Here is a 23,094-nt window from a genome sequence, read left to right as displayed (position 1 = left end):
GATCTGATGCGTGATCGCATTGTTGTTTATGCCCACTTGATCCGTTTGGATAAGCCGATCGGAACTTTGCTTCTATTGTGGCCAACATTATGGGCGCTTTGGCTAGCGAGCGGCGGCTTTCCACAATGGCAACTCTTGATTATTTTCACCTTGGGAACTTTTTTAATGCGTAGCGCGGGCTGCGCTATCAATGATTATGCGGATCAAGATTTTGATCGCCATGTCTTGAGAACTAAAGATCGCCCCATTACCAGTGGCAAGATTTCTGGGAAAGAGGCGTTGATGGTGGCCGGCACTCTTGCTCTAATGGCCTTCCTGCTGATTCAACCTCTGAATACACTCACCAAAGAACTCTCTTTCTTTGCCTTGGCAGTTGCGATTCTCTACCCCTTTACCAAGCGTTTTTTTTCTATCCCACAGGCGGTCCTTGGTATTGCCTTTGGCTTTGGGATTCCGATGGCCTATGCGGCGGTATTGGACTTTATTCCGCTAGAGGCATGGGTTTTGTTTATCGGTAATATTTTCTGGGCTATCGCCTATGACACGGCTTATGCCATGGTCGATCGTGATGATGATTTGCGTTTAGGCTTGAGAACCTCAGCCATTACATTTGGACGCTTTGATGTGATCGCAATTGCCCTGAGTTACAGCGTGCTATTTCTAAGTCAGATCTGGGTTACGCAGTTGGCAAATCTCAGCAATTACTTTTGGGTAGGTTGGTTCTTAGCTCTAGCTTGCGCTGTATATCACCTCAAATTGGTTTCTACTCGCAAGCGCGAAGAGTGCTTTAAAGCATTCCGCCACAATAACTGGCTGGGTGGATTCCTATTTCTAGGAATCCTATTGGGCCTGGCTCGCTTTTAGCTCTTGCCTAGTTCATCGCCCATGGCTTTGCCACGTTGGCTGGCAGCATCAATTGCTTTCTCAAGTGCGCCATGCCAATCGAGTTGCTTAAGCGTATCTAGTGCGGCAGCAGTTGTGCCACCCTTTGAGGTAACACGTTCGCGCAATACACCTGCATGCTCATCAGAGTTATGGGCAAGCTGTGTAGCGCCCTCCAAAGTTGCATAAGCAAGTTTGCGAGCAGTAGCCGCATCAAGCCCAAGCTTCTCGCCGCTCGATTGCAATGCTTCTAAGAAAGCAAAGACATAGGCAGGACCACTTCCAGAAACAGCAGTAACCGCATCCATCAGTTTCTCTTCATTAACCCAGACTGCTTGTCCTACTGCATTACAAATCGTTTCTGCAAGGGCGCGATCGGATGCGTTGACTGCAGCATCTGCAAATAAACCGGTAATGCCTTTACCAATGAGGGCAGGGGTATTTGGCATAGCGCGAACGCAACGCTCGTGGTCAAGCCAACGACTCATATCTTTGAGGCGGATACCTGCGGCAATACTAAGGATCAATGGACCCGGTGCTGTTGCATTCTTGAGCTTGGTACTCAAGGATTTGGCAACTACATTGAAATCCTGAGGCTTGATAGCCATCACTACGACATTGTTCTTGATGAAGTTAAAAGCAATTTGATCCAGAGCACCAATGATTTGCACGCCAAAATCTTGATGCAATTGCAAACCAGTGCTGGCATTGGCTTCCACTACGGAAATTTGATTAGCCTCAAAGCCATTAGACAATAATCCGCTAATTAAAGCGCGACCCATGTTGCCACCACCAATAAAGGTGATGTGCGCGTTTTGGTTCATTTGTTGTGTGCTCATGCTTTTATCTTATCGCGCTTCCCAAAAATGGCGCTTCCTATACGTACCATGGTGCTGCCTTCAGCAATTGCAGCCTCCATATCATCCGACATCCCCATCGAAAGGGTATCAAAGAAATCATACCCAAGATCATGGCTATGCTTGGCTTTAATCCCAACAAAGCACTCCCGAACGGCGGCGAAAGCTTGACGCTGTTCAATGACATTAACGCTAGGTGCGGGAATGGCCATGAGTCCGCGAAGTACAAGGTGCGGTAACTTGGTAACGGCGGTGCAGAGCTCTTCTACTTCATCAAGCGCTATACCACTTTTGGACTCTTCTGCACTCACATTGATTTGAACGCATACTTGCAAGTCACCCAAGTCTGGAAACTCTCCACGCTGGCTGGATAGACGCTCTGCAATTTTGAGGCGGTCAATACTGTGTACCCAGTCAAAATGTTCTGCAACATCGCGTGTTTTATTGCTTTGAAGTGGGCCAATGAAGTGCCACTCTAGCCAAGGTCGTAATTTAGCAAGTTGCTGAATTTTCTCAACACCTTCTTGAACATAGTTCTCGCCAAAAGCAGTCTGTCCAGCATGCATTGCTTCCTCAACTGCTAGAGCAGGAAAGGTTTTGCTTACCGCAAGCAGCAAAATATCTTCGGGTTCGCGCTTGGCTGCTAGTGCTGCTAATTCAAGGCGCTGTTTTACCAACATCAGGTTGGTGGTAACTTGACTCATTATTTAGTTCGGCCTGCTTGGCTGACGAGCTGATCAACGATCTCGATCCAATGCAAGACCGGAGTATCTTGCTGCTGGAGATGGGTGATGCAACCAATGTTTCCAGAAACAATTACCTCGGCACCCGATTCTTCGCAAGCGGCATTGAGGTGTGCAAGCTTGTTCTTGCGTAATTGCTCCGATAGCTCTGGTTGGGTGACCGAATAGGTTCCTGCTGAGCCACAGCACAGATGACTATCAGCACAGAGGCGAACACCAATACCAATGCTAGTCAAAAGACCTTCAACTTTGCCTCGAATTTGTTGACCATGTTGTAGCGTGCAGGGCGGGTGATACACCACGCCAGGCTTTGGATCTGCTCCTACTAGAGAAATCAGTTCAGCCTCAAGTGCTGGCAAGATTTCTGAAATATCTTTAGTGAGATCGGAGATCTTTTTTGCCTTACTTGCATATTGCGGATCATTAGCAAAGAGATGTCCATAGTCCTTGACCATCACACCACAACCAGACGCAGTCATCACAATGGCTTCAACACCTTGCTCGACTTGCGGCCACCAGGCATCGATATTCTGTTTGGCGTTATCTAGGCCGCCAGCTTGATCATTGAGGTGGTAGCGTAATGCGCCACAGCAAGTAGCATTAGGCGCGCTAATCAATTCAATCTTGAGTGCGTCTAAGACACGAGCTGTCGCAGAGTTGATATTTGGCAGCATGCCTGGTTGGACACATCCCTCGAGCAATAGCATCTTGCGAGAGTGACTTACTTGTGGCCTAGCGTAGGGATCTGTGCTGCTAGCTAACGCTTTATTTTTAGCTTCTGGAATCTTGCGTTGGATACCGGCCGGCATGAGTGGGCGAACTAAGCGACCAATTGCCAATGCTGAATTAAATAATTTAGGACTAGTTAAGCCTTCTTTGAGTGCCCAGCGGGTGAGGCGCTGACCAATGGGGCGCTCAGGTGTATTTTCTTCTGCCCACTTGCGACCGATATCGACTAAGTTGCCGTATTGCACACCGCTTGGACAAGTGCTCTCGCAATTACGACAAGTGAGGCAGCGATCTAAATGCAAGCGTGTTTTTTCAGTTGGAGCTTGGCCTTCTGCTATCTGTTTGATTAGATAGATGCGACCACGCGGACCGTCGAGTTCATCCCCGAGAATTTGATAAGTAGGGCAAGTTGCGGTGCAGAAACCACAGTGCACACATTTTCCAAGAATCCGAGCAGCTTCTATACCTTCGGGAGTATTGGCGAATTGGGGAGCGAGTTGAGTTTGCATAGGAAGACTTAAAGTACTTAAGGTAGGCGTGAAGTAGCAAATACGCCTGCTGGATCAAAGGCGGCTCGTAGGCGTACTTGTACTGCCTCTAAAGCAGTTGAGTGCGCTTGCTCACTCAGAAGAGTAAAGCGTTGCTTGCTTTGGTCCACACTGCTTCCTTGCTTAAAGCGTGTCGCATGTCCACCATTGGAATTAGCTAAAGCTTTAATGGATGCAAAGGTAGCATCATCACTTGGCGCTGCAAACCAACGTTGTTGACCATGCCATTCCAAAACAATGTCACCACTTACATTTTCTAAAGCGAGTGGTCCGCAGGCCGCAGGAAGTGCGAGACGATACAAAGTTTCATCAGCCTGAAGATTTGTGAATGCAGGTAATTGTTGTTCGCGTAAATTATTCCAGAATGCCGTTGCCACCGTTGGGTCTAACTCTATTGCATTGACTGTTGCACCCATCAAAGGAATTGCTGCCTTAACGGCAGCAGCTGCACCAGCCAATCGAATGGTGAGCTCACCATCACCGCCTTTTGAGTTTCCAATCCAGCAACTGGCTGAAAGTGGTAAAGGTTGTCCTGCCCATTCATTTAAGAGTTGTAGTGCGCGTGCCTGAGTAATGTTGCAGCGTAGGGATGTTGTGGCGGCTGGTCGTGGCAGTACCTTTACGGAGGCTTCGAGCAGTAGTGATAAGGTTCCCATGGATCCAGGCAGCAAGCGTGAAACGTCATATCCAGCTACGTTCTTCATGACCTTGCCGCCAAACGATAAGTCTTGCCCTTTGCCGTCCAGGATACGTGCACCAAGAACAAAGTCACGTAAATTGCCAACGCTAATTCGGCCGGGCCCTGCTAAGCCTGCAGCAATGGCGCCACCAAAAGTTGCGTTATCACCAAAATGGGGTGGTTCAAAAGCCAGTACTTGATTCTTCTCAGCCAGAGCTGCTTCAATTTCTTTTAATGGTGTACCAGCACAAGCCGTAATTACCAACTCTTCAGGCTGGTACTCCAAGATCCCAGAGTACGGACGGGTATCTAACTTGTCAAAGGAATTAGCATTGCCATACCAAGACTTCGTGCCACCACCTTCAATTGATAGAGGTGTTTTATTTTTAGCTGCCGCCAGAATGTGTTCGCGAAATAAATCAATGTGCGTATTGTGAGATGTAGACATTAGAAGCGCTCCAACTCTGGATGCGGTAAGTTGCCGCCACTAATACGCATGCGACCGTATTCAGCGCAGCGATTTAAAGTTGGAATCGCTTTATCGGGATTAAGGAGTTTTTCTGGGTCAAATGCGGCTTTAACGCCCCAGAAAGATTCACGTTCACCTTCGCCGAATTGAACGCACATGGAATTGATCTTCTCAATGCCAACACCATGCTCGCCAGTAATCGTGCCATCAAGCTCAACACAGGCTTCTAAGATTGCAGTGCCGAATTCTTCAGCACGATGCCATTCTTCTTGGTCGGCGCCGTTAAATAAAATGAGGGGATGCATATTGCCATCACCAGCATGAAATACATTTAAGCAGGCAAGACCATATTTCTTTTCCATGCCCTGAATACGTCTGAGTAAGGTGCCAATATTTCTACGTGGAATTGTTCCGTCCATACAGTAGTAGTCGGGAGCCAATCTTCCGGCTGCAGGGAAGGCATTCTTTCGCCCACTCCAAAACTTCAGGCGTTCCGCTTCATTTTGAGAAATCTGAATGCCGCTAGCACCTGCTTGTTCCAACACTTTAGTCATGCGTTCAATTTCTTCTGCAACCTCTTCAGGTGTGCCATCAGACTCGCATAGGAGGATAGTCTCAGCCTCAAGGTCATAGCCCGCGTGCACGAACTCCTCTACGGCACGAGTAGTCGCCTTGTCCATCATTTCTAGGCCGGCGGGAATGATACCTGCGGCAATGATGGCAGCAACCGCGTCGGCGCCTTTTTCAATATCGTCAAAACTCGCCATGATGACGCGTGCCAATTTTGGTTTAGCAATCAGCTTGACTGTGACTTCAGTCACCACTGCGAGCATGCCTTCACTGCCCATCACGATTGCTAATAAATCGAGTCCTGGAGCATCTGGCGCAAGGCTGCCAAACTCTACAATTTCACCGTTCATCAAAATGCCGCGAACTTTGAGTACGTTGTGAAGTGTGAGTCCGTATTTGAGGCAGTGCACACCACCAGAGTTTTCATTCACATTGCCACCAATAGAGCAGGCAATCTGTGAAGAGGGGTCTGGAGCGTAATACAGGCCGAGATGGGCAACCGCTTCTGAGATAGCTAAATTTCGTACGCCTGGTTGCACCACTGCAGTTCTGGTGAAGGGATCAATGCTGATGATCTTTTTGAGCTTTGCCAATGAGAGCACTAAACCCTGGGAAATGGGCATGGCACCGCCAGATAGGCCTGTGCCAGATCCGCGAGGAACGATGGGCACCTGCATTGCAAAGCAAATCTTCAGGATCTGGGCAACCTGCTCCTCAGTCTCTGGCAGGGCAACCGCCAAAGGCATGCGTCGATAGGCTGCCAAGCCATCACATTCATAGGGAATCGTATCCTCAGGCTCCCATAGCAAGGCATGCTCTGGGAGGATGGGGCGCAAGGCCGATACCAGTTTGGATTGAAGGGCGGTAATTGCCGCAAGCTCGGGGGGTGGGGTCACCATATTCATAGGAATCATTTTAGCCATTTACCTATAATTAGTTTTATGGGAAATCGACTTTCAAAAATAGCCACCAGAACTGGTGATGCAGGCATGACCGGGCTTGGCGATGGTAGCCGAGTGGAAAAGGATCATCTGCGCATCTGCGCCATGGGCGATGTCGATGAATTGAACTCCGAAATCGGTGTTTTGATGACTGAATCGATCCCTGAGAGTCTGGCAGAGGAGTTGAGGGTCTTATTTTTGCAAGTGCAGCATGACTTATTTGACTTGGGTGGCGAGCTTTGTATTCCGAATTACACCTTGCTCAAGCCAGAGCATGTAGCCCAGTTAGACGTTTGGCTGGAAAAATACAATGCGACTTTACCCCCTTTAACTGAATTCATTCTTCCAGGCGGTACTCGTGCAGCAGCTCAGGCGCACGTCTGTCGCACTGTTTGCCGACGTGCCGAACGCTCGATTGTGCGTTTGGGTTGGGAAGAGCCTCTGTACGATGCTCCGCGCCAATACGTTAATCGCTTATCCGATCTGCTGTTTGTATTAGCACGCGTTCTCAATCGTGCGGCGGGTGGTCAAGACGTTCTCTGGAAGCACGAAAAAAAAGAGGCTAAATAAATTAGTCTCTTTTGATGCTGGTAGGGAAGTCTTGCTTTACTTTTAACTTACTTCTTTGCTTTTCTGCGATTCTTCACGGCCAAAGCTAAGCGCTGCAAGACATTAACAGAGTCTTCCCAGTTAATGCAGGCATCAGTAATGCTCTTGCCATACTCCAATTTGCTTGGATCATCTTTACCTGGTGAGAATTTTTGGGCGCCATCATTAAGGTGGCTTTCAATCATCACACCAAAAATTTGATTTGAACCAGATTCAATTTGCTCGGCAATATTTTCTGCCACCACAATTTGACGCTCATGTTTTTTGCTGGAGTTTGCATGCGACAAGTCAACCATCAGGCTGGCTGGAAGCTTTGCTGCTTCTAGCTCGGAGCAGGCTACTTGAACATACTGCGCTTCATAGTTTGGCTCTTTACCACCACGCAAAATAACGTGACAGTCTTTGTTGCCTTTAGTTTCTACAATAGAAACTTGACCATTCTTATGGACTGACAAGAAGTGGTGAGGACGGCTAGCTGCTTGAATTGCATCGGTAGCAATCTTGATGTTGCCGTCGGTTCCATTCTTAAAGCCGATTGGTGCGGAGAGGCCTGAAGCGAGTTCGCGATGAACTTGGCTCTCAGTTGTGCGAGCTCCGATAGCGCCCCAAGAAATAAGGTCAGCAATGTACTGTGGAGAAATCACATCTAAGAATTCGCTACCAGCGGGCATACCTAGGCGATTAATTTCCATCAATACTTGACGGGCAATGCGCAAACCTTCTTCAATGCGATAGCTCTCATCTAGGTAAGGGTCGTTAATCAAACCCTTCCAGCCAACAGTCGTGCGTGGTTTTTCAAAATAAACACGCATCACAATTTCAAGCTCGCCAGCAAAGCGCGCGCGCTCAGCTAGTAATCGTTGGCAATACTCTACTGCTGCACGAGGATCATGAATCGAGCAAGGTCCGATGATGACGAGTAGACGATCATCTTTTCCATGAATAATGTCGCGAATCTTTTTACGCGTTTTACTAATGAGTGCTTCAGTAGGGGTTCCCGAGATTGGGAAGAAGCGAATCAAATGCTCTGGCGGTGGCAGAACAGTAATGTTGTGAATGCGTTGATCATCTGTGTCTGACGTTTTGTCGACGGCAGCGTACCAGTTTGCGGGATTGGTGTTTTGTTGGCTCATACGACTATTTTAAGCCGTATTAAGCAGTTCCTCCGACAGTTAGGCTATCGATACGTAAAGTTGGCTGTCCAACGCCCACCGGAACGCTCTGACCTTCTTTGCCACAAACCCCAATACCGCCGTCTAATTTCAGGTCATTTCCGATCATGGAGACCTGTTTTAAGGACTCTGGACCACTGCCAATAATGGTTGCGCCTTTGACTGGATATTGAATTTTGCCGTTTTCTACCCAATAGGCTTCTGAGGCTGAAAACACAAATTTGCCGCTAGTAATATCAACTTGGCCGCCCCCAAAGTTGACTGCATACAGGCCGCGTTTAATGCTGGCCACGATTTCTTGGGGATCATCTTTGCCGCCCAACATATAGGTATTAGTCATGCGAGGCATTGGTAGAGATGCAAAGCTTTCGCGTCGACCATTTCCGGTCAGAGGCATATTCATAAGACGAGCATTCAAGCTATCTTGAATATAGCCCTTCAAAATACCATCCTCAATCAGCGTGGTGCACTGGGTCGGCGTACCTTCATCATCAATATTGAGTGAGCCGCGACGACCAGAAAGTGTGCCATCGTCGACCACGGTGACACCCTTAGCTGCAACACGCTGTCCAATGCAACCAGCAAAAGCAGATGAACCTTTGCGATTGAAGTCGCCCTCAAGGCCATGACCCACCGCTTCGTGTAACAACACTCCAGGCCATCCCGGGCCCATGACTACTGTCATTGGGCCAGCGGGGGCGGGGCGAGAGTCTAGATTAATCAGTGCGCCATCAACTGCTTCATCAACATATTGATTGACGAGTTCGGTATTGAAGTAGTGGTAATCATGGCGCGCACCACCGCCCGATGATCCAGATTCGCGACGACCATTTTGTTCGGCGATCACATGTACTGATACACGTACCAACGGACGAACGTCAGCAGCTAGTAAGCCATCCGCACGAACTACAAGCACCACATCAAACTCGCCAGCTAGGCTAGCCATAACCTGAATAATCCGAGGATCACGCGCTTTTGCACGACGCTCAATACCTTCAAGCAAGGCGATCTTTTCTTGGGGCGCTAGTGAATCCAGGGGATTTAAGTCTGAGTAGAGCCCATTGGAAACGGGTGTAAAAATTTTGCTCGCTACGGCACGTGTGCCGCCTTGGGGGCCAATTACGCGAGTGGATTTGGCCGCCTTATTTAATGCCTCTAGATTAATTTCATCTGAATAAGCAAAGGCAGTTTTGTCGCCATAAATCGCGCGTACGCCGACGCCTTGATCAATGCTGAAGCTACCGGATTTCACAATACCTTCTTCAAGACTCCAACTTTCGCTACGAGTGTGCTGGAAGTAAAGGTCAGCATCATCTAGTTGGTGCGTAAACATATTGCCGAAGGTGTGATGCAAATCTTGCTCAGAAAGGCCAGTTGGCTCGAGCAGAATGGATTTAGCTAGCTTAAGAAGGTCGGCCTGTTTTTTGGGTTTAGTCCAATCACTCGGAAATAATGCTTCTGGTGCTCTCATCTTGATTTTGCTGAACTTTCTGGTTTAAAGCCTGCGATGTTTTAGTGCAGGTAGCTTAGAGCGTACCTCTTTTAATTTATCTTTGCTGAGTGTGCCCTGAATAAAACCCTCCCCCTCAGGAAGATTGCTCAATATTTGACCCCAAGGGTCAATCAGCATGCTTTCACCCCAGGTGCGACGCTGATTTAAGTGTAAGCCACCTTGAGCTGAAGATAGTACATAGCACTGGTTTTCAATAGCGCGGGCACGCAACAGAATTTCCCAATGGTCCTTGCCGGTTGTGTAGGTAAACGCAGCTGGGATGATGTGGCAATCTACAGACCCAAGGGCGCGATACAGCTCTGGAAAACGTAAGTCATAACAAATACTTAAACCGAAATACCATTCAATTTCACTAACTGTAATTTTGAATTGACCTGGGTGATTGCCTGCTGCAATCGTTTCTGATTCTTCGTAACGCTCCGTCACAGTTTGAAAGCCAAATAAATGCATTTTGTCGTAACGACCAATTTGTTTGCCGTGAGGATCAAACACCAGAGAGGTATTCAGAACTTTGTTGGACTCTTTTGCCTCTAACGGAATGGTGCCGGCAACGAGATAAATATTATTTTCGTTAGCAATCGCGGCAAGACGCTCTTGAATTGGGCCTGAGCCTGGAGCCTCGCGCGCATTTACCTTATCGGTATCTTTCAGACCCATCAAACAAAAATATTCTGGAAGAACGGCAAGCTGAGCTCCGCTATTCGCAGCGGCTTTTATCAAACTTGCTGCAACGTCTAGATTCTCATTAAGCTTGGGAGTCGATACCATTTGTATCGATGCCAAATTGAGTTCAGAGGGATCGCTAAATGCATTCATCTCTTTAGCCTGATATTTGGGTGGAGGTATTCTGGTTCACAGGTGGGCTTGCCGGTGCAGAGTTCGGTGAACTGGGTTTAGTTTGTTCTTTTAAAAGATTTTTAGTGCGAATTGTCTCTAGCGTCTTTGCATCAAGCGGTTGACCCTTTTGATCGAGCGGAATCACTTCTGGATTGTCCCAGGAGCCCTGAATTAAATAATCCGTTTGCATGCTGCGATTAATTTGATTGGTAATGAGGTACTGACCTACGACCGCCCCCAGACCAATGATGGGATTAATCGCAAATGCTGCCAGTGAGCCGGCTGTGGCATCAATAGTTGGGAAGATGGTGATACGTAAATCTTGAGTTTCTTTAGGAACATTAATCTGGCCCGCCATTGCAACACGAGCTTGATCCAGAATCATGGTGAATTGCTTGGTTTGTGCAATGCCTTGTGAGATTGAAAAATTACTATTAATAGAGTTAAACGGTGTGCCTTTAGTGGCTAGGTTTCCTAGACTACCTTTTAAGTCTAGAGTTGCAAATCTAAATAAGCTTTGTAGACTCAGAACATCTAGCAATTTAGCGCCATCGGTATTGACTTCGAGTAAGCGACCTTTGGCAAGATCAAGACTGATGTCGCCAGCAAGGGAGTTGTAGTCCGGAGAAAAGAGTGGTCCAGACCATGAGAGTGAGGCGTTCAGCTTTCCTTCCCCGCCCTCTACGGATTTGGTATTGCTCCAGTGTGCAATAACTTGGCCGGCATCTTGGATATTCATATTTACGGTGATAGCGCTCTGATCTGCAGTATTGGCAGTGCGGCCACTCCATTGACCTTTAATGATTGAGTTGCCTTGGGGGTTGTTGATCTGAATAGACTCGACCTTCAAGAGGTCCTGACTAGTTCTAGACTTGATCTTTACTGCGCCAAGTTTCGCCCTTGTCCAGCTTAAATCATCAATCACCAAATCTAGACTAGGAATAGCATTTGGGCTGACTGGGGTCTTCGGAGGAGAGGGTTTTTGTGACCCATCTTGCTTAGTCTGTGATTCTGAAAACGTGCGCTGATCTAGGACTTTCAGGCGCGCAAGTCTTCCGGAAATAAATCCACTAGGATGATCGCTGCTGCTGGTCTGCCATTGAACTTGACCCGCAATTTGGGGCGCATTCAAACGCAGTTGCCAAGCCATATTTTTTTTCTGAGACTGCAGATTGACATCAGTCCATTCGCGATCAAAGGCAATTAATTTTTTTATTTGGGCAGAGACTTGGATGTCTTCATCAGAGGTATCTAAATTTTTAGAGACACCCACCTTATTTTTTGATTTGCCTGCGCCTAAAAATTCTACCCACTGATCGAGATCTAGCTCATTACTTGCTACATGTAGAGAAAGTCCTTGTTGGGGCAAAGGTGTTGGAGATCCCACTCCCAATGCATTTTTTACATCATTAGAGGAATTTAGGTTTCCTTGCAGAAAATACTGATCACCCAATTTTCCAGACCAATCAGCGCGAACTAAATTGCCTTTACTTGCTGGGTAAGTTTTGAAGTTGAGCTCGCCGAGCATGGGGCTTCCAGCTATTTTCTTAGCTGGCGTAGGCGCTGAACTCGCCCAATTTCGTAAATCAAATTTCAGATTAGTTTGACTCCCCGCCTTATTAAAGTTGATAAAGCCTTCATATTTAGCTGAGCCACTCATCGCAGCCAGTAATGCTGAATGGGCTTGAGATTTTAAATTTCCCGAAATGTAATCCTTGATAAAGCTAGCATTGATATCCCCGCTAATGCTAAAGCTGGTGTTGCCGGCGGTGGAGGGCGCACTAGCAATCTTCAAAGCTCCGCCCAAAAAGTTTGCGGTGACATTTTCAAACTCTGGGTTGACTTCGGTAATCCGCACCTTACCCTGCAGATTGTCTAATGGGGGAGCTTGCCCCCATTGAGCTTGATTTCCGGGGAGGTTAATTTTTGCATCGAAATTGACATCACCAACTCCGGATAGCGGAACCTTTAAATCAAGACCTACGCTAACCGGACCCTTTAAGGTGAGATTTTTAGCTAGATTGGCTTGCTGCACACCTACTGGAGAAGTAAATAGATATTCCAGGATTTCAGATCCGTCACCATTAACCGAGCCATCAATGAGTAGGGTCAAGTTTTTAGCGCTGAGATTGGGAATTTGCGATTTGACATTCGAAAGGGCTACCTTCTTGTAGCTTGCTTTATCAACATCAATCATGAGGGTGGACTGCTTCATGTCGATATTGCCGCTGACATTGCTAAATGCTTGCCAAACCCCCTGACTTTTTGGAAGCAAGGGTGCTGGCTTAAAGCTGGCCTTAGAGAAAGGTAAGTGCAGGCTAAGTTCACCAAGAGTTCCGCTTGGGTAAGGCGCCTGATTTGGATCCCCTTTAATGTGCAAAACACCATTTTGAATCTCGCCGGATTCAAAAGCTTTGCTCAGGTACAGGCGGCTGTCTTTATCCATCCCAACTGGAAGGTAGCGATGTGCGGTCGCTAACTTGGCTTTAGCGAACGTCATATCTAGAGTCATTTGGTCAGGCTGCTGAGCTGCGCCGATGAAATAGCTTAGGTCAAAATTGGTAGTGATTTCAGGGTTACTGAGCTGCATTTTTTTAGCATTGATCAGCCACCCCCCTTTTTGTTTTGACCAATTGATATCGCCTTTTGCGCGGTCTAATTGAATCTCGGGATCGGATAGAAAATCATACATCTCCAACTCAAGATTGCTTGAATCTAGCGTGAAGTTACCTTGCTTCTGATTGCTAACTAAGTTGCCAGATAAATTCGAGGCTGAGGGCATCGATTTGTTGACCCCTGTAAAGCTAATGTCATTGAGTCTTGCGCTGATAGTGAAATCAAGCTTGTTAGCAGAGAACCAATTCCCTGGAATAGGTAAAGCTGATAAAGCAGATTGGCTCTCAGACCAATTAATTTCCAAGTTCTGCAATTCACCATCCGCTTCAGAAATCTTGATCCACTGATGAATCTTTTTTGGAAGAGGAAGGTTGAGCGCGAAGAGTGCAATATCTTCTACTTGTATTTTGGGTGAGGAGAAGCCGAACTCTTTGATCTCACCACCATCTTTTGGAGGACGCCAACGGAAAGTAATTGGGCTTATTTTTTCAAGAGGAGCGGTTTTCGGGCTGTCAATATTGCGCCAGGCCAGATTTTTGGTTGTAATGGAATTGAGTCCACCATCCGTTTCTTGCACTAGGTTAGTTTCTAGTCTGCCTAACTCAACAGGATCCTCACCTTTGAATAGTTGAACTCGTAGATTGTCGGCGGCTAAAGACATTTGTCCGCCATTGGCCTTGCCGCCGTCGAGCTTTAGACTAGCCTTGGAGTTGAGCTTACCTCCTAGGTCATACAGCGGAAGACTTAAGTCTTGAGAAATTTGATCGAGGTTAAGTTCTGCGAGGTCCCATGAAAAATTTCCGACCCAATCGCGCCAATCGCCTGCTTGCCCAGCAAGATGATGCACAAAGTCAGCTTGGAGGTTAATTGGTTTTGGGCTCCAGGGTGTTTGTGCGATTAGCCGTCCTTCATGACTACGAATACCATTACTCAGTTGCAGGCTGAGAATATCAATTGAAGTTTTTAACTTGCGACTTTGTTGGTCTTCCCAAAAAATTGTGGCATTGTTAATTTGGATATCGTTTTGAGCAAGCAGCCAGTTTTCGGTCGCAAAATTATCTGCATTGCCATGAATCGGAATTCCGGCAATCGTAACTACGCCTTTTGCATTTCGTTGAGCGTATAGCTGAACCTGATCAAATGTGATCTCGTGAAAATAGGGTGCCAGGTGATAAAAAGATAGCCAGCTCAGTTGCCCCTGGATATTTTTAATGAGTAGGGCTGGAGTAGCAGCGTTTGTGTTGTTAAAGCGCAGTCCTTCAATCGCAAAGCTGGGACGAATTCCGGTCCACGAAACTTGCACCGCATCCATCGTAACGCTGGTGCCTAAGCGAGCACTCATTAAGCGCTCTAAGGTGGGTTTTGATTTCTCAATTTGAGGCCACAAAACAAAACGCACTCCAAGATGGCCAAGCACAAAAAATGCCACCGTAACGCCGGCAAGGATGAGGGCGCGCTTGCGCCAACGACCGCCAGATCCTGGAGGACGTTTTTGAAGCACGCTCTGCAGGCGAGTCCGGATGATGTTTCGAAGCATGAGCCCTATTATCCGTCACCTATTGGCTCATCTTCAAGCTTCTGTCATTTGGGTCCAGAGTCGGATTAAGATGGGTAAATGACCAGTTTTTCTGCCCAAATTGAATTCCTCAAGCAGCACTCTAGCTACGCTCAACGTTGGCTTCATTCTCGCCCTGAATGGGTCGATTGGCTCGAGTCAAAAAGAGATTCCAAAGTGGATATTGCCGGGATTCGGAGTTTATTGAGACCTTGCCAGGACGCTTTGGCCTTGCCGGAGCAAGATGAGGCTCAGTTTATGGCTGATCTGAGGCTGGCAAGACAGCGTCTGATGCTCTGGATCGCCTACCGAGATCTCAATGGGATGGCGGATCTGAGTGAGGTGACCCACGCATTGAGTCATTTTGCTGGAGAGGTGGTGGCTCTATCAATTGCCTACATCCGCGAAGATTTGCGACGTCGTTTCGGCTTGCCGTGGAGTACCGTGACAGATTCAGAGATGCCCTTGATGGTGGTGGGCATGGGTAAGTTAGGTGGTCTCGAGCTCAATCTATCTTCAGATATCGACCTCATCTTTTTATACGAGCACGAAGGTGATACTCGGGGCGGTCCTAAGAGCTTGTCTTATCACGAGTGGTTTACTCGAATGGGTAAGCGCCTGATTAAGTTATTGGCAGAGCACGATGCAAACGGGTTTGTATTTCGGGTAGACATGCGCCTCAGACCCAATGGAGATTCAGGCCCACTGGTTTGCAGTCTCGATATGCTCGAAGAATATCTGTTGGTTCAGGGTAGGGAGTGGGAGCGTTACGCCTGGATTAAGGGTAGATTAATTTCGCCCTTACCGGACTCACCAGCTTTTGCCTATTGTGAACGCGAGCTCGATCAACTGATTCGTCCCTTTGTCTATCGCCGTCATTTGGATTACGGCGTGATTGCTTCCATCCGTGAATTGCATGCACAGATACAGCATGAGGCTGAGAAGCGCTCATCCAATCATCATGGTCGATCTAGAGATATTAAGTTGGGCCGGGGCGGTATCCGAGAGATTGAGTTCTTGGCACAAATGTTTCAATTGATGCGCGGGGGTACGGATCCCCGCTTTCGTATTCGACCTACTCTAGAGGTGTTGGACTTGGTAAAGCAGCAGGGAATTTTGCCGGCCGATGAAGTGGATGACCTCAAGACAGCCTATGTTTACTTGCGTCGCTTAGAGCATCGGATCCAGGTATGGGAGGATCAGCAGACACATTATTTGCCTGAAGATGAGGGTGCTCGCACTCGTTTAGCGGGAAGCATGGCTGGCCCCAATCAAATTCAAGAGCAGTCCAATTTCCTATCTGGGCTTGACCGACACCAAGCGGCCGTGGCCCAGTATTTTGAGAAAGCATTTGTACTCGATGATGCTGCGCGTCTAGACAGTACATCCTTGCCTGCTGGGTGGGAGCCAGATAGCACGCTGTTCCCGGAGTCTGCAGCACGTTGGCTATCTTGGACGGATGGTTCCAAGCAAAGACAGTTACCAGAGAAAAGCAGAATCATTTTCAACAACCTCATTCGTAAAGCTGCGGATAGTTTGCAAGCGGAGCAGCCTGTTGGAATGAGTTCGGATCAGACCCTGCTCCGCTTCTTTGATTTATTGGAGGCGGTTGCCCGCCGTAGCGCTTATTTGTCGATTCTTGCCGAGTATCCACAGGCGCTGTCGAATGTATTGGCTTTGCTCAAAGCCTCTCAATGGGGTGCGGAGTATTTAACCAGGCATCCGCATCTATTGGATTACTTACTCAACTCGCGCACCGAGAAGGCGCTGATTGAACATCCGGAGCAATATTGGCGGGAAGTAAAGGCGACTTTAGATATGCGTCTGGACGATGTGATGGCTGATGGTGATGGCTCAGAGCAGGCCATGGATATTTTGCGCATCACTCACCACACTGAAACCTTTATTACTTTGTTGGCAGATTTGGGTATTGGTGTTGATTGCGAACTATCGGTTGAAAAGGTCAGCGATCATTTATCTGCTTTAGCGGACTTAATATTGCAGACTACTTTTGAGCGTGTTTGGCCTAGTGTCGCTCAGAAGTTTGAGTTACCGCCCGATGCAGCAGTGCCATTTGCAGTGATCTCCTATGGCAAGTTGGGCGGCAAAGAGTTGGGTTACGCCTCTGACTTAGATATCGTTTTCTTATATCAAGCTGAAGAAGCTAATTTTGCTGCTCAAGAAATTTATGCCTTACTCGCTAAGCGGATGATTAATTGGTTAACTGCCTATACATCCGCTGGCAGCCTCTTTGAAATCGATACACGCCTTCGTCCTAATGGTTCTGCAGGATTTTTAGTAACGAATGCCGACGCGTTTAAAAAATACCAACTGCGTGAGGGTGATAACGCCGCATGGGTTTGGGAGCACCAAGCTCTCACCCGCGCCAGATTTTCCGCGGGAAGTAAAACAGTTGGGGAGTTTTTTGATGGCGTGCGTTTTGAGGTCTTAGGTCAGAAGCGCGATGTTGATCAGTTGCGCCATGAGATTTTAGAAATGCGGCGCAAGGTTCATGCCGGACATCCAAATCCGAGCCCTGACTTTGATTTAAAGCATGATGCCGGTGGCATGGTGGATATTGAATTCATTGTGCAATTTTTAGTCTTGGCGTTTTCAAATACACACCCACAACTCATCGGTAATTTGGGCAATATTGCCTTGCTGCGTATTGCTGCAAAGGCGGGTCTAATTCAAGCCACAATGGCAGAAGAGGTGGGCGATGCCTATCGACTGCTCAGGGCGCGTCAACATCGCTTGCGTTTAGATGGCGCAGAAAAGACACGGGCAAATTTGGAGCTTGAGCCTCAGCTAGTTCAAGCAAGAGAGGTTGTGCTGGCCTTGTGGCAAGAAATCTTTCTTGCTCCTTCTGAAGCTTGAAAAAATTAGTGTTGCTCTAGTAGTTCTCGAGCATGTCGACGCGTAGTGTCGGTAATGGTTGCACCACCCAGCATGCGAGCAACCTCTTCTACACGCTCAGACCTCCCAAGCGGTGCGACTTGGGACAGAGTTTTATCACCCGCCTGAGATTTGCTGACTTTCAGATGGTGATTACCTTGCGCGGCTACTTGGGGTAGATGGGTCACGCAAAGAATTTGATGGGACTCGCCCAGTTGTCGTAATAACTTGCCCACTGTTTCTGCAACAGCTCCCCCAATCCCCGCATCAACTTCATCAAATATAAGTGTAGGTGTGAACGATGCTTTGCTGGTGATCACACTAATGGCTAGGCTGATACGAGCCAATTCGCCGCCCGATGCCACCTTTGCCAATGAGCGTGGGGTGCTACCAGCATGACCGGCCACCAGAAATTCAATTTGCTCGAGACCATGAGCGCCACCTTCAGCAAGGGGTAGTAATGCGATTTCTAATTGCCCGCCTGCCATGGATAGGTCTTGCATTGCGGCGGTAACTTGCTTTCCTAAATCGAGCGCAGCTTCATTACGCTTTTGCGTGAGTTGCTTTGCTTGCTTAAGATAGGCTAACTCTTCTTGTTGCACCTTCTCGCGTAAGGCCTCTATATTTTGAGAGGCAGTTAATGCCTCTAAGCGTTCAGTGGTATCGAGCAGTAGCTTTGGCAAGTCATCTGCTTCAGTGCGATATTTTCTAGCTGCGCCATGGAGGGCTTGCATGCGCTCCTCGACTTCACTAAGACGTGCAGGATCTAAATCGAGTTTTTGCAAATAGCGATTAAGACTGTGTACTGCCTCATCAATCTGAATTTGCGCTGACTCTAAGGCTTGGCTAATGTCGCTCAGTGCGGAGTCATGCTCTGCCAATGCACTCATATTGGCGCTAGCTTTAGAGAGGGTTGACTCTACCGAGTTCTCGGCATCGCTCAGTACATCAATTGCCTCTTGGCAACCGCTGATAATTTTTGCACCATTGGCTAGACGAGCGTGCTCACTTTGAATGGTTGCCCATTCGCCTTCTTGCGGAGAGAGTTCGCTGAGTTCTTCTAGTTGCCATTCCAGGCGCTCACGTTCACGTTCAATATCTTGCCCAGCATTTTCTGCTTGCTCTAGTTTGCGACGTGACTCATTGAGAGTTTTAAATAATTGAGCGACCTCAGTAACGAGATCCATGTGATTCGCATGACGATCGAGCAATTCGCGTTGCGCCCCGCCTTTCAGTAGCAGTTGGTGCGCGTGTTGCCCATGAATATCCACCAACTGATCGCCTGCTTCACGCAGTTGTGCCAAGGTTGCTACGCTGCCGTTAATGAAAGCGCGGCTGCGACCATTTGCTTCCACAGTTCTTTTGAGGAACAGGCTTTGCCCTTCATCTTCAAGTGGAAAGCCTTGTTCATCAAGCCAGTGATTGAAGTGGTCAATTTGCTGTGGATCAATCCGAAAGAGCGCGCTGATCTCGGCGCGGTTGCTGCCTTCACGAATCTGGCTGCTGTCGGCTCGTTCACCCAATACCAAGCTGAGCGCATCTAGGAGGATGGATTTGCCGGCACCCGTTTCACCGGTGAGGACTGTAAAGCCTGAGGAAAGATCTAGCTCTAACTGGTCAACAATGACAAAGTCGCGAAGCGATAGGGTTTGAAGCATGCTCTAGCGTACCAAAAAATTCGACATCAGAATGTCGATGGGTACTCATTCCAATGTAACTTTTCTCGCAAGGTTTTGTAGTCACTATGACTGCGAGGATGAAGTAGGGTGATTGTTTTTTTAGATTGACTGACCTCAATAGTGTCACCTGATTGCAAGTTGGTTTGTGACTGCATATCAAAGTTCACAATGACTTCCCTGCCATCAACCACCTCAATGCTCACCACGATATCTTGTGGCAATACGATGGGGCGATTAGATAAAGAGTGTGGCGCAATGGGTGCCAATAAAATTCCAGCTACGCGCGGATGCAGAATGGGGCCGCCGGCAGAGAGAGCGTAGGCCGTAGAACCGGTAGGGGTCGAGACAATCAAGCCATCTGAACGCTGGTTGTACATAAATGAGCCGTTGACACGCACTGCGAGCTCTACCATTCCAGAAATTCCAGAGCGATTGACCACAACATCATTTAAGGCAAGAGCCTGATTAATCTCTTTGCCGTTGCGCATGACAACTGCATCAAGCAGAGTTCTGGTGTCAGCTTCGTATTCACCAGCAATAATTTGCGGCAGGACAGTTTGAACATTCTGAATGGGGATGTCGGTCATATAACCCAAGCGACCCATATTGATGCCCACCAGAGGCACATCGCTACCGGCTAATTGGCGTCCAATACCGAGCATCGTGCCATCACCACCCAAAACGACTGCTAAATCAATGGCGCCTGTAAATTCTTCGACTTTTTTAATAGGGTAGGTGGTCAGCCCAAGATGGCCTGCAGTAGCGCTCTCGACAAAGACTTCACAATCTTGCTGGCTTAATAGGGTTGCCAGGTCCTTGAGGCGCTCTTGTATGCCATCGGCTTGATATTTGCCGACGAGCGCAACCCGGCTAAATGCCTTTTTGCTGGAATTTGGGGATGGGCTTAACATATAACGATTAAACCATACGCATAAAATCCCTTCCACTATGGATGATCGTTCCCGCGCCTTACTGAAAACCCTCATCGAGCGCTATATCGAAGAGGGGCAGCCTATTGGCTCACGCACCCTGTCTCGATTCTCGGGATTGGATCTTTCTGCGGCTACGATCCGCAATGTTATGGCGGATTTAGAAGACATGGGCCTGGTTACCAGCCCCCACACATCAGCTGGGCGTATACCAACCCCAAGAGGTTATCGACTCTTTGTAGATACGATGGTGACCGTTCGCCCCTTAGAAGAAATCGCTACTCGGGAGATGGAAAAAGGACTTTTGCCAGATTCCCCGCAAAGAGTGCTGAACTCTGCTGCGCAAATTCTGTCTAATTTGACCCATTTTGCTGGGGTGGTGATGACGCCTAAGCGGGCTCAGGTGTTTAAGCATATCGAGTTCTTACGACTTGGCGAGGGCAAGATCTTGCTCATCATGGTGACCCCAGAGGGTGATGTCCAGAATCGCATCCTCCCGACAACGCAGGACTACACCCCAAGTCAGCTGGTGGAGGCTGGCAATTACATCAATATGCAGTTCGCTGGTAAGAGCTTTGCTGAAGTGCGGGCGCATCTAGCCTCTGATCTCGATAACTTGCGTAGTGATATTTCTGGCTTGATGGCCTTGGCCCTACACAGTGGCGTTAGCGATTACGGTATGGGCCAAGGAGACATGCTGCTATCGGGTGAGCGACGCCTACTCAATGTTGGTGATCTCAGTACTAATTTAGATAAGCTGCGTAAGATGTTTGACATGCTGGAGCAGAAGTCGGTGCTTATGCAGTTGCTGGATGTATCAAGTCATGCTGATGGTATTCAGATCTTTATTGGTGGCGAAAGTGATTTGCTGCCTTATGAAGATCTCGCAGTCATCAGCGCACCTTATAGCGTAGATGGGCAGATCGTCGGAACGCTTGGCGTTATTGGCCCTACTCGTATGGCATACGATCGGGTGATTCCGATTGTCGACATTACTTCTAAGTTGTTATCAGGCGCATTGAGTTCCTCAATGGGAACTTGATAGTAATTTTATTTTTAGCTCTCTTTAATTAAGACGGATCCTCCTTGAATCAAAATCCCCACTTACGCCCCTCCAAGACAGCTGTCTTATTGCTGAACTTGGGCACTCCTTCTGCGCCAACTGCTAAAGCAGTGAGAGCTTATCTCAAAGAATTTTTATCTGATCCACGTGTCGTTGAAATTCCCCGCATTATTTGGTGGTGCATTTTGAACGGCATTATTTTGCCAATTCGTAGTGGTGCCTCTGCAAAGAAATACGCTTCCATTTGGTTGCCAAAACTAGGCTCTCCATTAATGCATTACTCGCGTCTGCAAGCAAAAGAGTTGGGTGAGAAATTCGCTAATCACGGTGAGGTAGTGCTGGTAGATTTGGCCATGCGCTATGGTCAACCATCAACCCAACAAGCCCTGGAAGCCCTGCAGGCACAAGGGATGGAGCGTCTTTTGTTGTTGCCACTATATCCGCAGTATTCAGCGACAACGACTGCTTCCAGTTTTGATGAAGTGTTTCGAGTGCTCGGAACTTGGCGTAATCAACCTGAGTTGCGCTTGGTAAAGCACTATCACGATAACCCTGCTTACATTACCGCACTACGGGATCAAGTACTGAGTGCATGGGATAAGGATGGCCGCCCAGATTTTGCTGCTGGAGATCGTCTCGTTCTGTCTTTCCATGGCTTGCCTAAGCGTAACTTAATGAAGGGTGACCCCTATCATTGCGAGTGCTTAAAAACCGGTCGCTTACTTGGTGAGTCATTGGGCTTGGAGTCTGGGCAATATTTAGTCACCTTCCAATCTCGCTTTGGTAAAGCAGAATGGCTTAAGCCTTACACGGCACCAATGATTGAAAAGCTAGGCAAAGAAGGTTGCAAGCGAGTAGATATTTTTTGCCCCGGCTTTCCGGCAGACTGCTTGGAGACATTGGAAGAGATTGCTATGGAAGCCCGTGAAATCTTCTTGGAGCATGGCGGTAAGGATTACCGTTACATCCCTTGCCTGAATAGCAACCCAAAATGGATTGATGCGATGTATGACATTGCCCAACAGCATTTGTCAGGCTGGAGCTTAGGGGTAGAGTCCGATGCAGTGTTGCAGGAGCGAGATCGACTGGCTGAGTTGGCTAAAGCGAAAATTGCTTAAAACTCAGTGACACTTGAAATTGCTTTAATTGGCCCCATATTGATGAGAAGCAGCCATTCTGATAGAAAAGTGAATTTGTACCTATGACCCAAGAAAATCAAAACCCATCTACTGAGCAGGAAAACACAGCCGCCGATCCTCAGGCTCAGGTAAGTGCAGACACAGCTCCTACAGAAGCTGAAGTAAAGACTCCAGAACAAGAAATTGCCGAGTTAAATCAAAAGCTAACGGAGATGCAAGATAACTACCTGCGCGCAAAAGCTGAAGGCGAGAATATTCGTCGCCGCGCGGTAGAAGATGTCTCTAAGGCGCATAAGTTTGCGATTGAGAGTTTTGCTGAGCATCTCGTGCCAGTAACAGACAGCTTGTACGCGGCCTTGAACGCAGAGGCCGTTGATGCTAAAGCTTTTAAAGAAGGTTTGGAGATCACCCTAAAGCAGTTGCTCTCAGCCTTTGAAAAAGGCCGCATGAGCGAGATTAATCCTGCGGTAGGTGATAAGTTCGACCCGCACCATCATCAGGCTATTGCTTCGGTGCCTTCGGATCAAGAAGCCAATACGGTGGTTTCAGTGCTGCAGAGGGGTTACTCTATTGCCGATCGCATTCTGCGCCCAGCTTTGGTAACCGTGAGCGCACCCAAATAAGTCATTTAAACCCCTAAATTAGGGGTTTTTCAGCACAAAGCGGGGT

17 protein-coding genes are annotated in these 23,094 nt (G+C 47.9%); 6 read left to right on the top strand and 11 right to left on the bottom strand.

Annotated elements, in window-relative coordinates; translation table 11 throughout:
- Window positions 1-6: 6 nt before the first annotated feature.
- Window positions 7-864, top strand: a complete 858-nt coding sequence (gene ubiA / locus FD971_RS08425) for a 4-hydroxybenzoate octaprenyltransferase (protein ID WP_215333876.1) — start codon at window positions 7-9, stop codon at window positions 862-864.
- Here ubiA and proC read toward each other — a convergent pair.
- The 5 genes from proC to FD971_RS08400 are packed head-to-tail and all read right to left on the bottom strand — an operon-like array spanning window position 861 to window position 6,391.
- On the bottom strand, window positions 861-1,721 hold the full coding sequence (gene proC, locus FD971_RS08420) for a pyrroline-5-carboxylate reductase (RefSeq protein WP_251368617.1): 861 nt from the start codon (window positions 1,719-1,721) through the stop codon (window positions 861-863). The two genes, ubiA and proC, sit on opposite strands and share 4 nt — an antisense overlap.
- Entirely contained in the window at window positions 1,718-2,443 is a 726-nt protein-coding gene (locus tag FD971_RS08415; RefSeq protein WP_215333875.1) for a YggS family pyridoxal phosphate-dependent enzyme, read from the bottom strand. The genes proC and FD971_RS08415 overlap by 4 nt, the downstream gene beginning before the upstream one ends.
- Window positions 2,443-3,720 (bottom strand): glycolate oxidase subunit GlcF, encoded by a 1,278-nt coding sequence (gene glcF, locus FD971_RS08410; protein WP_215333874.1) that lies wholly within the window; start codon window positions 3,718-3,720, stop codon window positions 2,443-2,445. Before glcF ends, FD971_RS08415 begins: the two co-directional genes overlap by 1 nt.
- A gap of 17 nt (window positions 3,721-3,737) precedes the next feature.
- Entirely contained in the window at window positions 3,738-4,886 is a 1,149-nt protein-coding gene (gene glcE, locus FD971_RS08405; protein ID WP_215333873.1) for a glycolate oxidase subunit GlcE, read from the bottom strand.
- Window positions 4,886-6,391, bottom strand: coding sequence for an FAD-linked oxidase C-terminal domain-containing protein (locus FD971_RS08400; RefSeq protein WP_215335317.1), 1,506 nt, complete (start codon window positions 6,389-6,391; stop codon window positions 4,886-4,888). Before FD971_RS08400 ends, glcE begins: the two co-directional genes overlap by 1 nt.
- A gap of 27 nt (window positions 6,392-6,418) precedes the next feature.
- On the opposite strand from FD971_RS08400, the gene FD971_RS08395 reads away from it, so the two are divergent.
- On the top strand, window positions 6,419-6,988 hold the full coding sequence (locus tag FD971_RS08395) for a cob(I)yrinic acid a,c-diamide adenosyltransferase (protein ID WP_215333872.1): 570 nt from the start codon (window positions 6,419-6,421) through the stop codon (window positions 6,986-6,988).
- A 47-nt stretch (window positions 6,989-7,035) separates the two neighbouring features.
- On the opposite strand, the gene FD971_RS08390 is transcribed toward FD971_RS08395, so the two are convergent.
- From FD971_RS08390 to FD971_RS08375, 4 genes are read right to left on the bottom strand one after another with little or no spacing between them, the layout of a single operon-like run.
- The gene (locus FD971_RS08390; protein WP_215333871.1) at window positions 7,036-8,160 is read right to left on the bottom strand and encodes a 3-deoxy-7-phosphoheptulonate synthase; all 1,125 of its coding nucleotides are present in this window, start codon (window positions 8,158-8,160) and stop codon (window positions 7,036-7,038) included.
- Between the two features lie 19 nt (window positions 8,161-8,179).
- Window positions 8,180-9,670 (bottom strand): metalloprotease TldD, encoded by a 1,491-nt coding sequence (gene tldD, locus FD971_RS08385; protein WP_251368616.1) that lies wholly within the window; start codon window positions 9,668-9,670, stop codon window positions 8,180-8,182.
- A gap of 24 nt (window positions 9,671-9,694) precedes the next feature.
- On the bottom strand, window positions 9,695-10,528 hold the full coding sequence (locus FD971_RS08380) for a carbon-nitrogen hydrolase family protein (RefSeq protein ID WP_215333870.1): 834 nt from the start codon (window positions 10,526-10,528) through the stop codon (window positions 9,695-9,697).
- A 4-nt stretch (window positions 10,529-10,532) separates the two neighbouring features.
- A complete protein-coding gene (locus FD971_RS08375; RefSeq protein ID WP_251368615.1) occupies window positions 10,533-14,702 on the bottom strand; it encodes a YhdP family protein in 4,170 nt (1,389 codons plus the stop codon).
- Between the two features lie 78 nt (window positions 14,703-14,780).
- Here FD971_RS08375 and glnE point away from each other — a divergent pair, with 78 nt between their 5' ends.
- Window positions 14,781-17,597 carry a bifunctional [glutamate--ammonia ligase]-adenylyl-L-tyrosine phosphorylase/[glutamate--ammonia-ligase] adenylyltransferase gene (gene glnE / locus FD971_RS08370; RefSeq protein ID WP_215333869.1) on the top strand — a complete coding sequence of 939 codons (2,817 nt, stop codon included), beginning with the start codon at window positions 14,781-14,783 and terminating at the stop codon, window positions 17,595-17,597.
- Between the two features lie 5 nt (window positions 17,598-17,602).
- Here the strand turns inward: glnE and recN are convergent, their stop codons facing one another.
- Window positions 17,603-19,273: a DNA repair protein RecN gene (gene recN / locus FD971_RS08365; RefSeq protein WP_215333868.1), complete on the bottom strand. Its 1,671-nt coding sequence runs from the start codon at window positions 19,271-19,273 to the stop codon at window positions 17,603-17,605.
- 26 nt (window positions 19,274-19,299) lie between these two features.
- On the bottom strand, window positions 19,300-20,205 hold the full coding sequence (locus FD971_RS08360; protein WP_215333867.1) for an NAD kinase: 906 nt from the start codon (window positions 20,203-20,205) through the stop codon (window positions 19,300-19,302).
- Between the two features lie 37 nt (window positions 20,206-20,242).
- On the opposite strand from FD971_RS08360, the gene hrcA reads away from it, so the two are divergent.
- The 3 genes from hrcA to grpE all read left to right on the top strand — a co-directional run bounded on the left by hrcA (window position 20,243) and on the right by grpE (window position 23,048).
- Entirely contained in the window at window positions 20,243-21,265 is a 1,023-nt protein-coding gene (gene hrcA, locus FD971_RS08355) for a heat-inducible transcriptional repressor HrcA (RefSeq protein WP_215333866.1), read from the top strand.
- A 44-nt stretch (window positions 21,266-21,309) separates the two neighbouring features.
- The gene (gene hemH / locus FD971_RS08350; protein ID WP_215333865.1) at window positions 21,310-22,404 is read left to right on the top strand and encodes a ferrochelatase; all 1,095 of its coding nucleotides are present in this window, start codon (window positions 21,310-21,312) and stop codon (window positions 22,402-22,404) included.
- 83 nt (window positions 22,405-22,487) lie between these two features.
- On the top strand, window positions 22,488-23,048 hold the full coding sequence (gene grpE / locus FD971_RS08345) for a nucleotide exchange factor GrpE (RefSeq protein WP_215333864.1): 561 nt from the start codon (window positions 22,488-22,490) through the stop codon (window positions 23,046-23,048).
- Window positions 23,049-23,094: the final 46 nt, after the last annotated feature.

It is taken from the genome of Polynucleobacter sp. AP-Ainpum-60-G11 (genome assembly GCF_018688375.1).
Taxonomy (GTDB): domain Bacteria; phylum Pseudomonadota; class Gammaproteobacteria; order Burkholderiales; family Burkholderiaceae; genus Polynucleobacter.
This window is presented reverse-complemented; position numbering and strand designations above follow the sequence as displayed.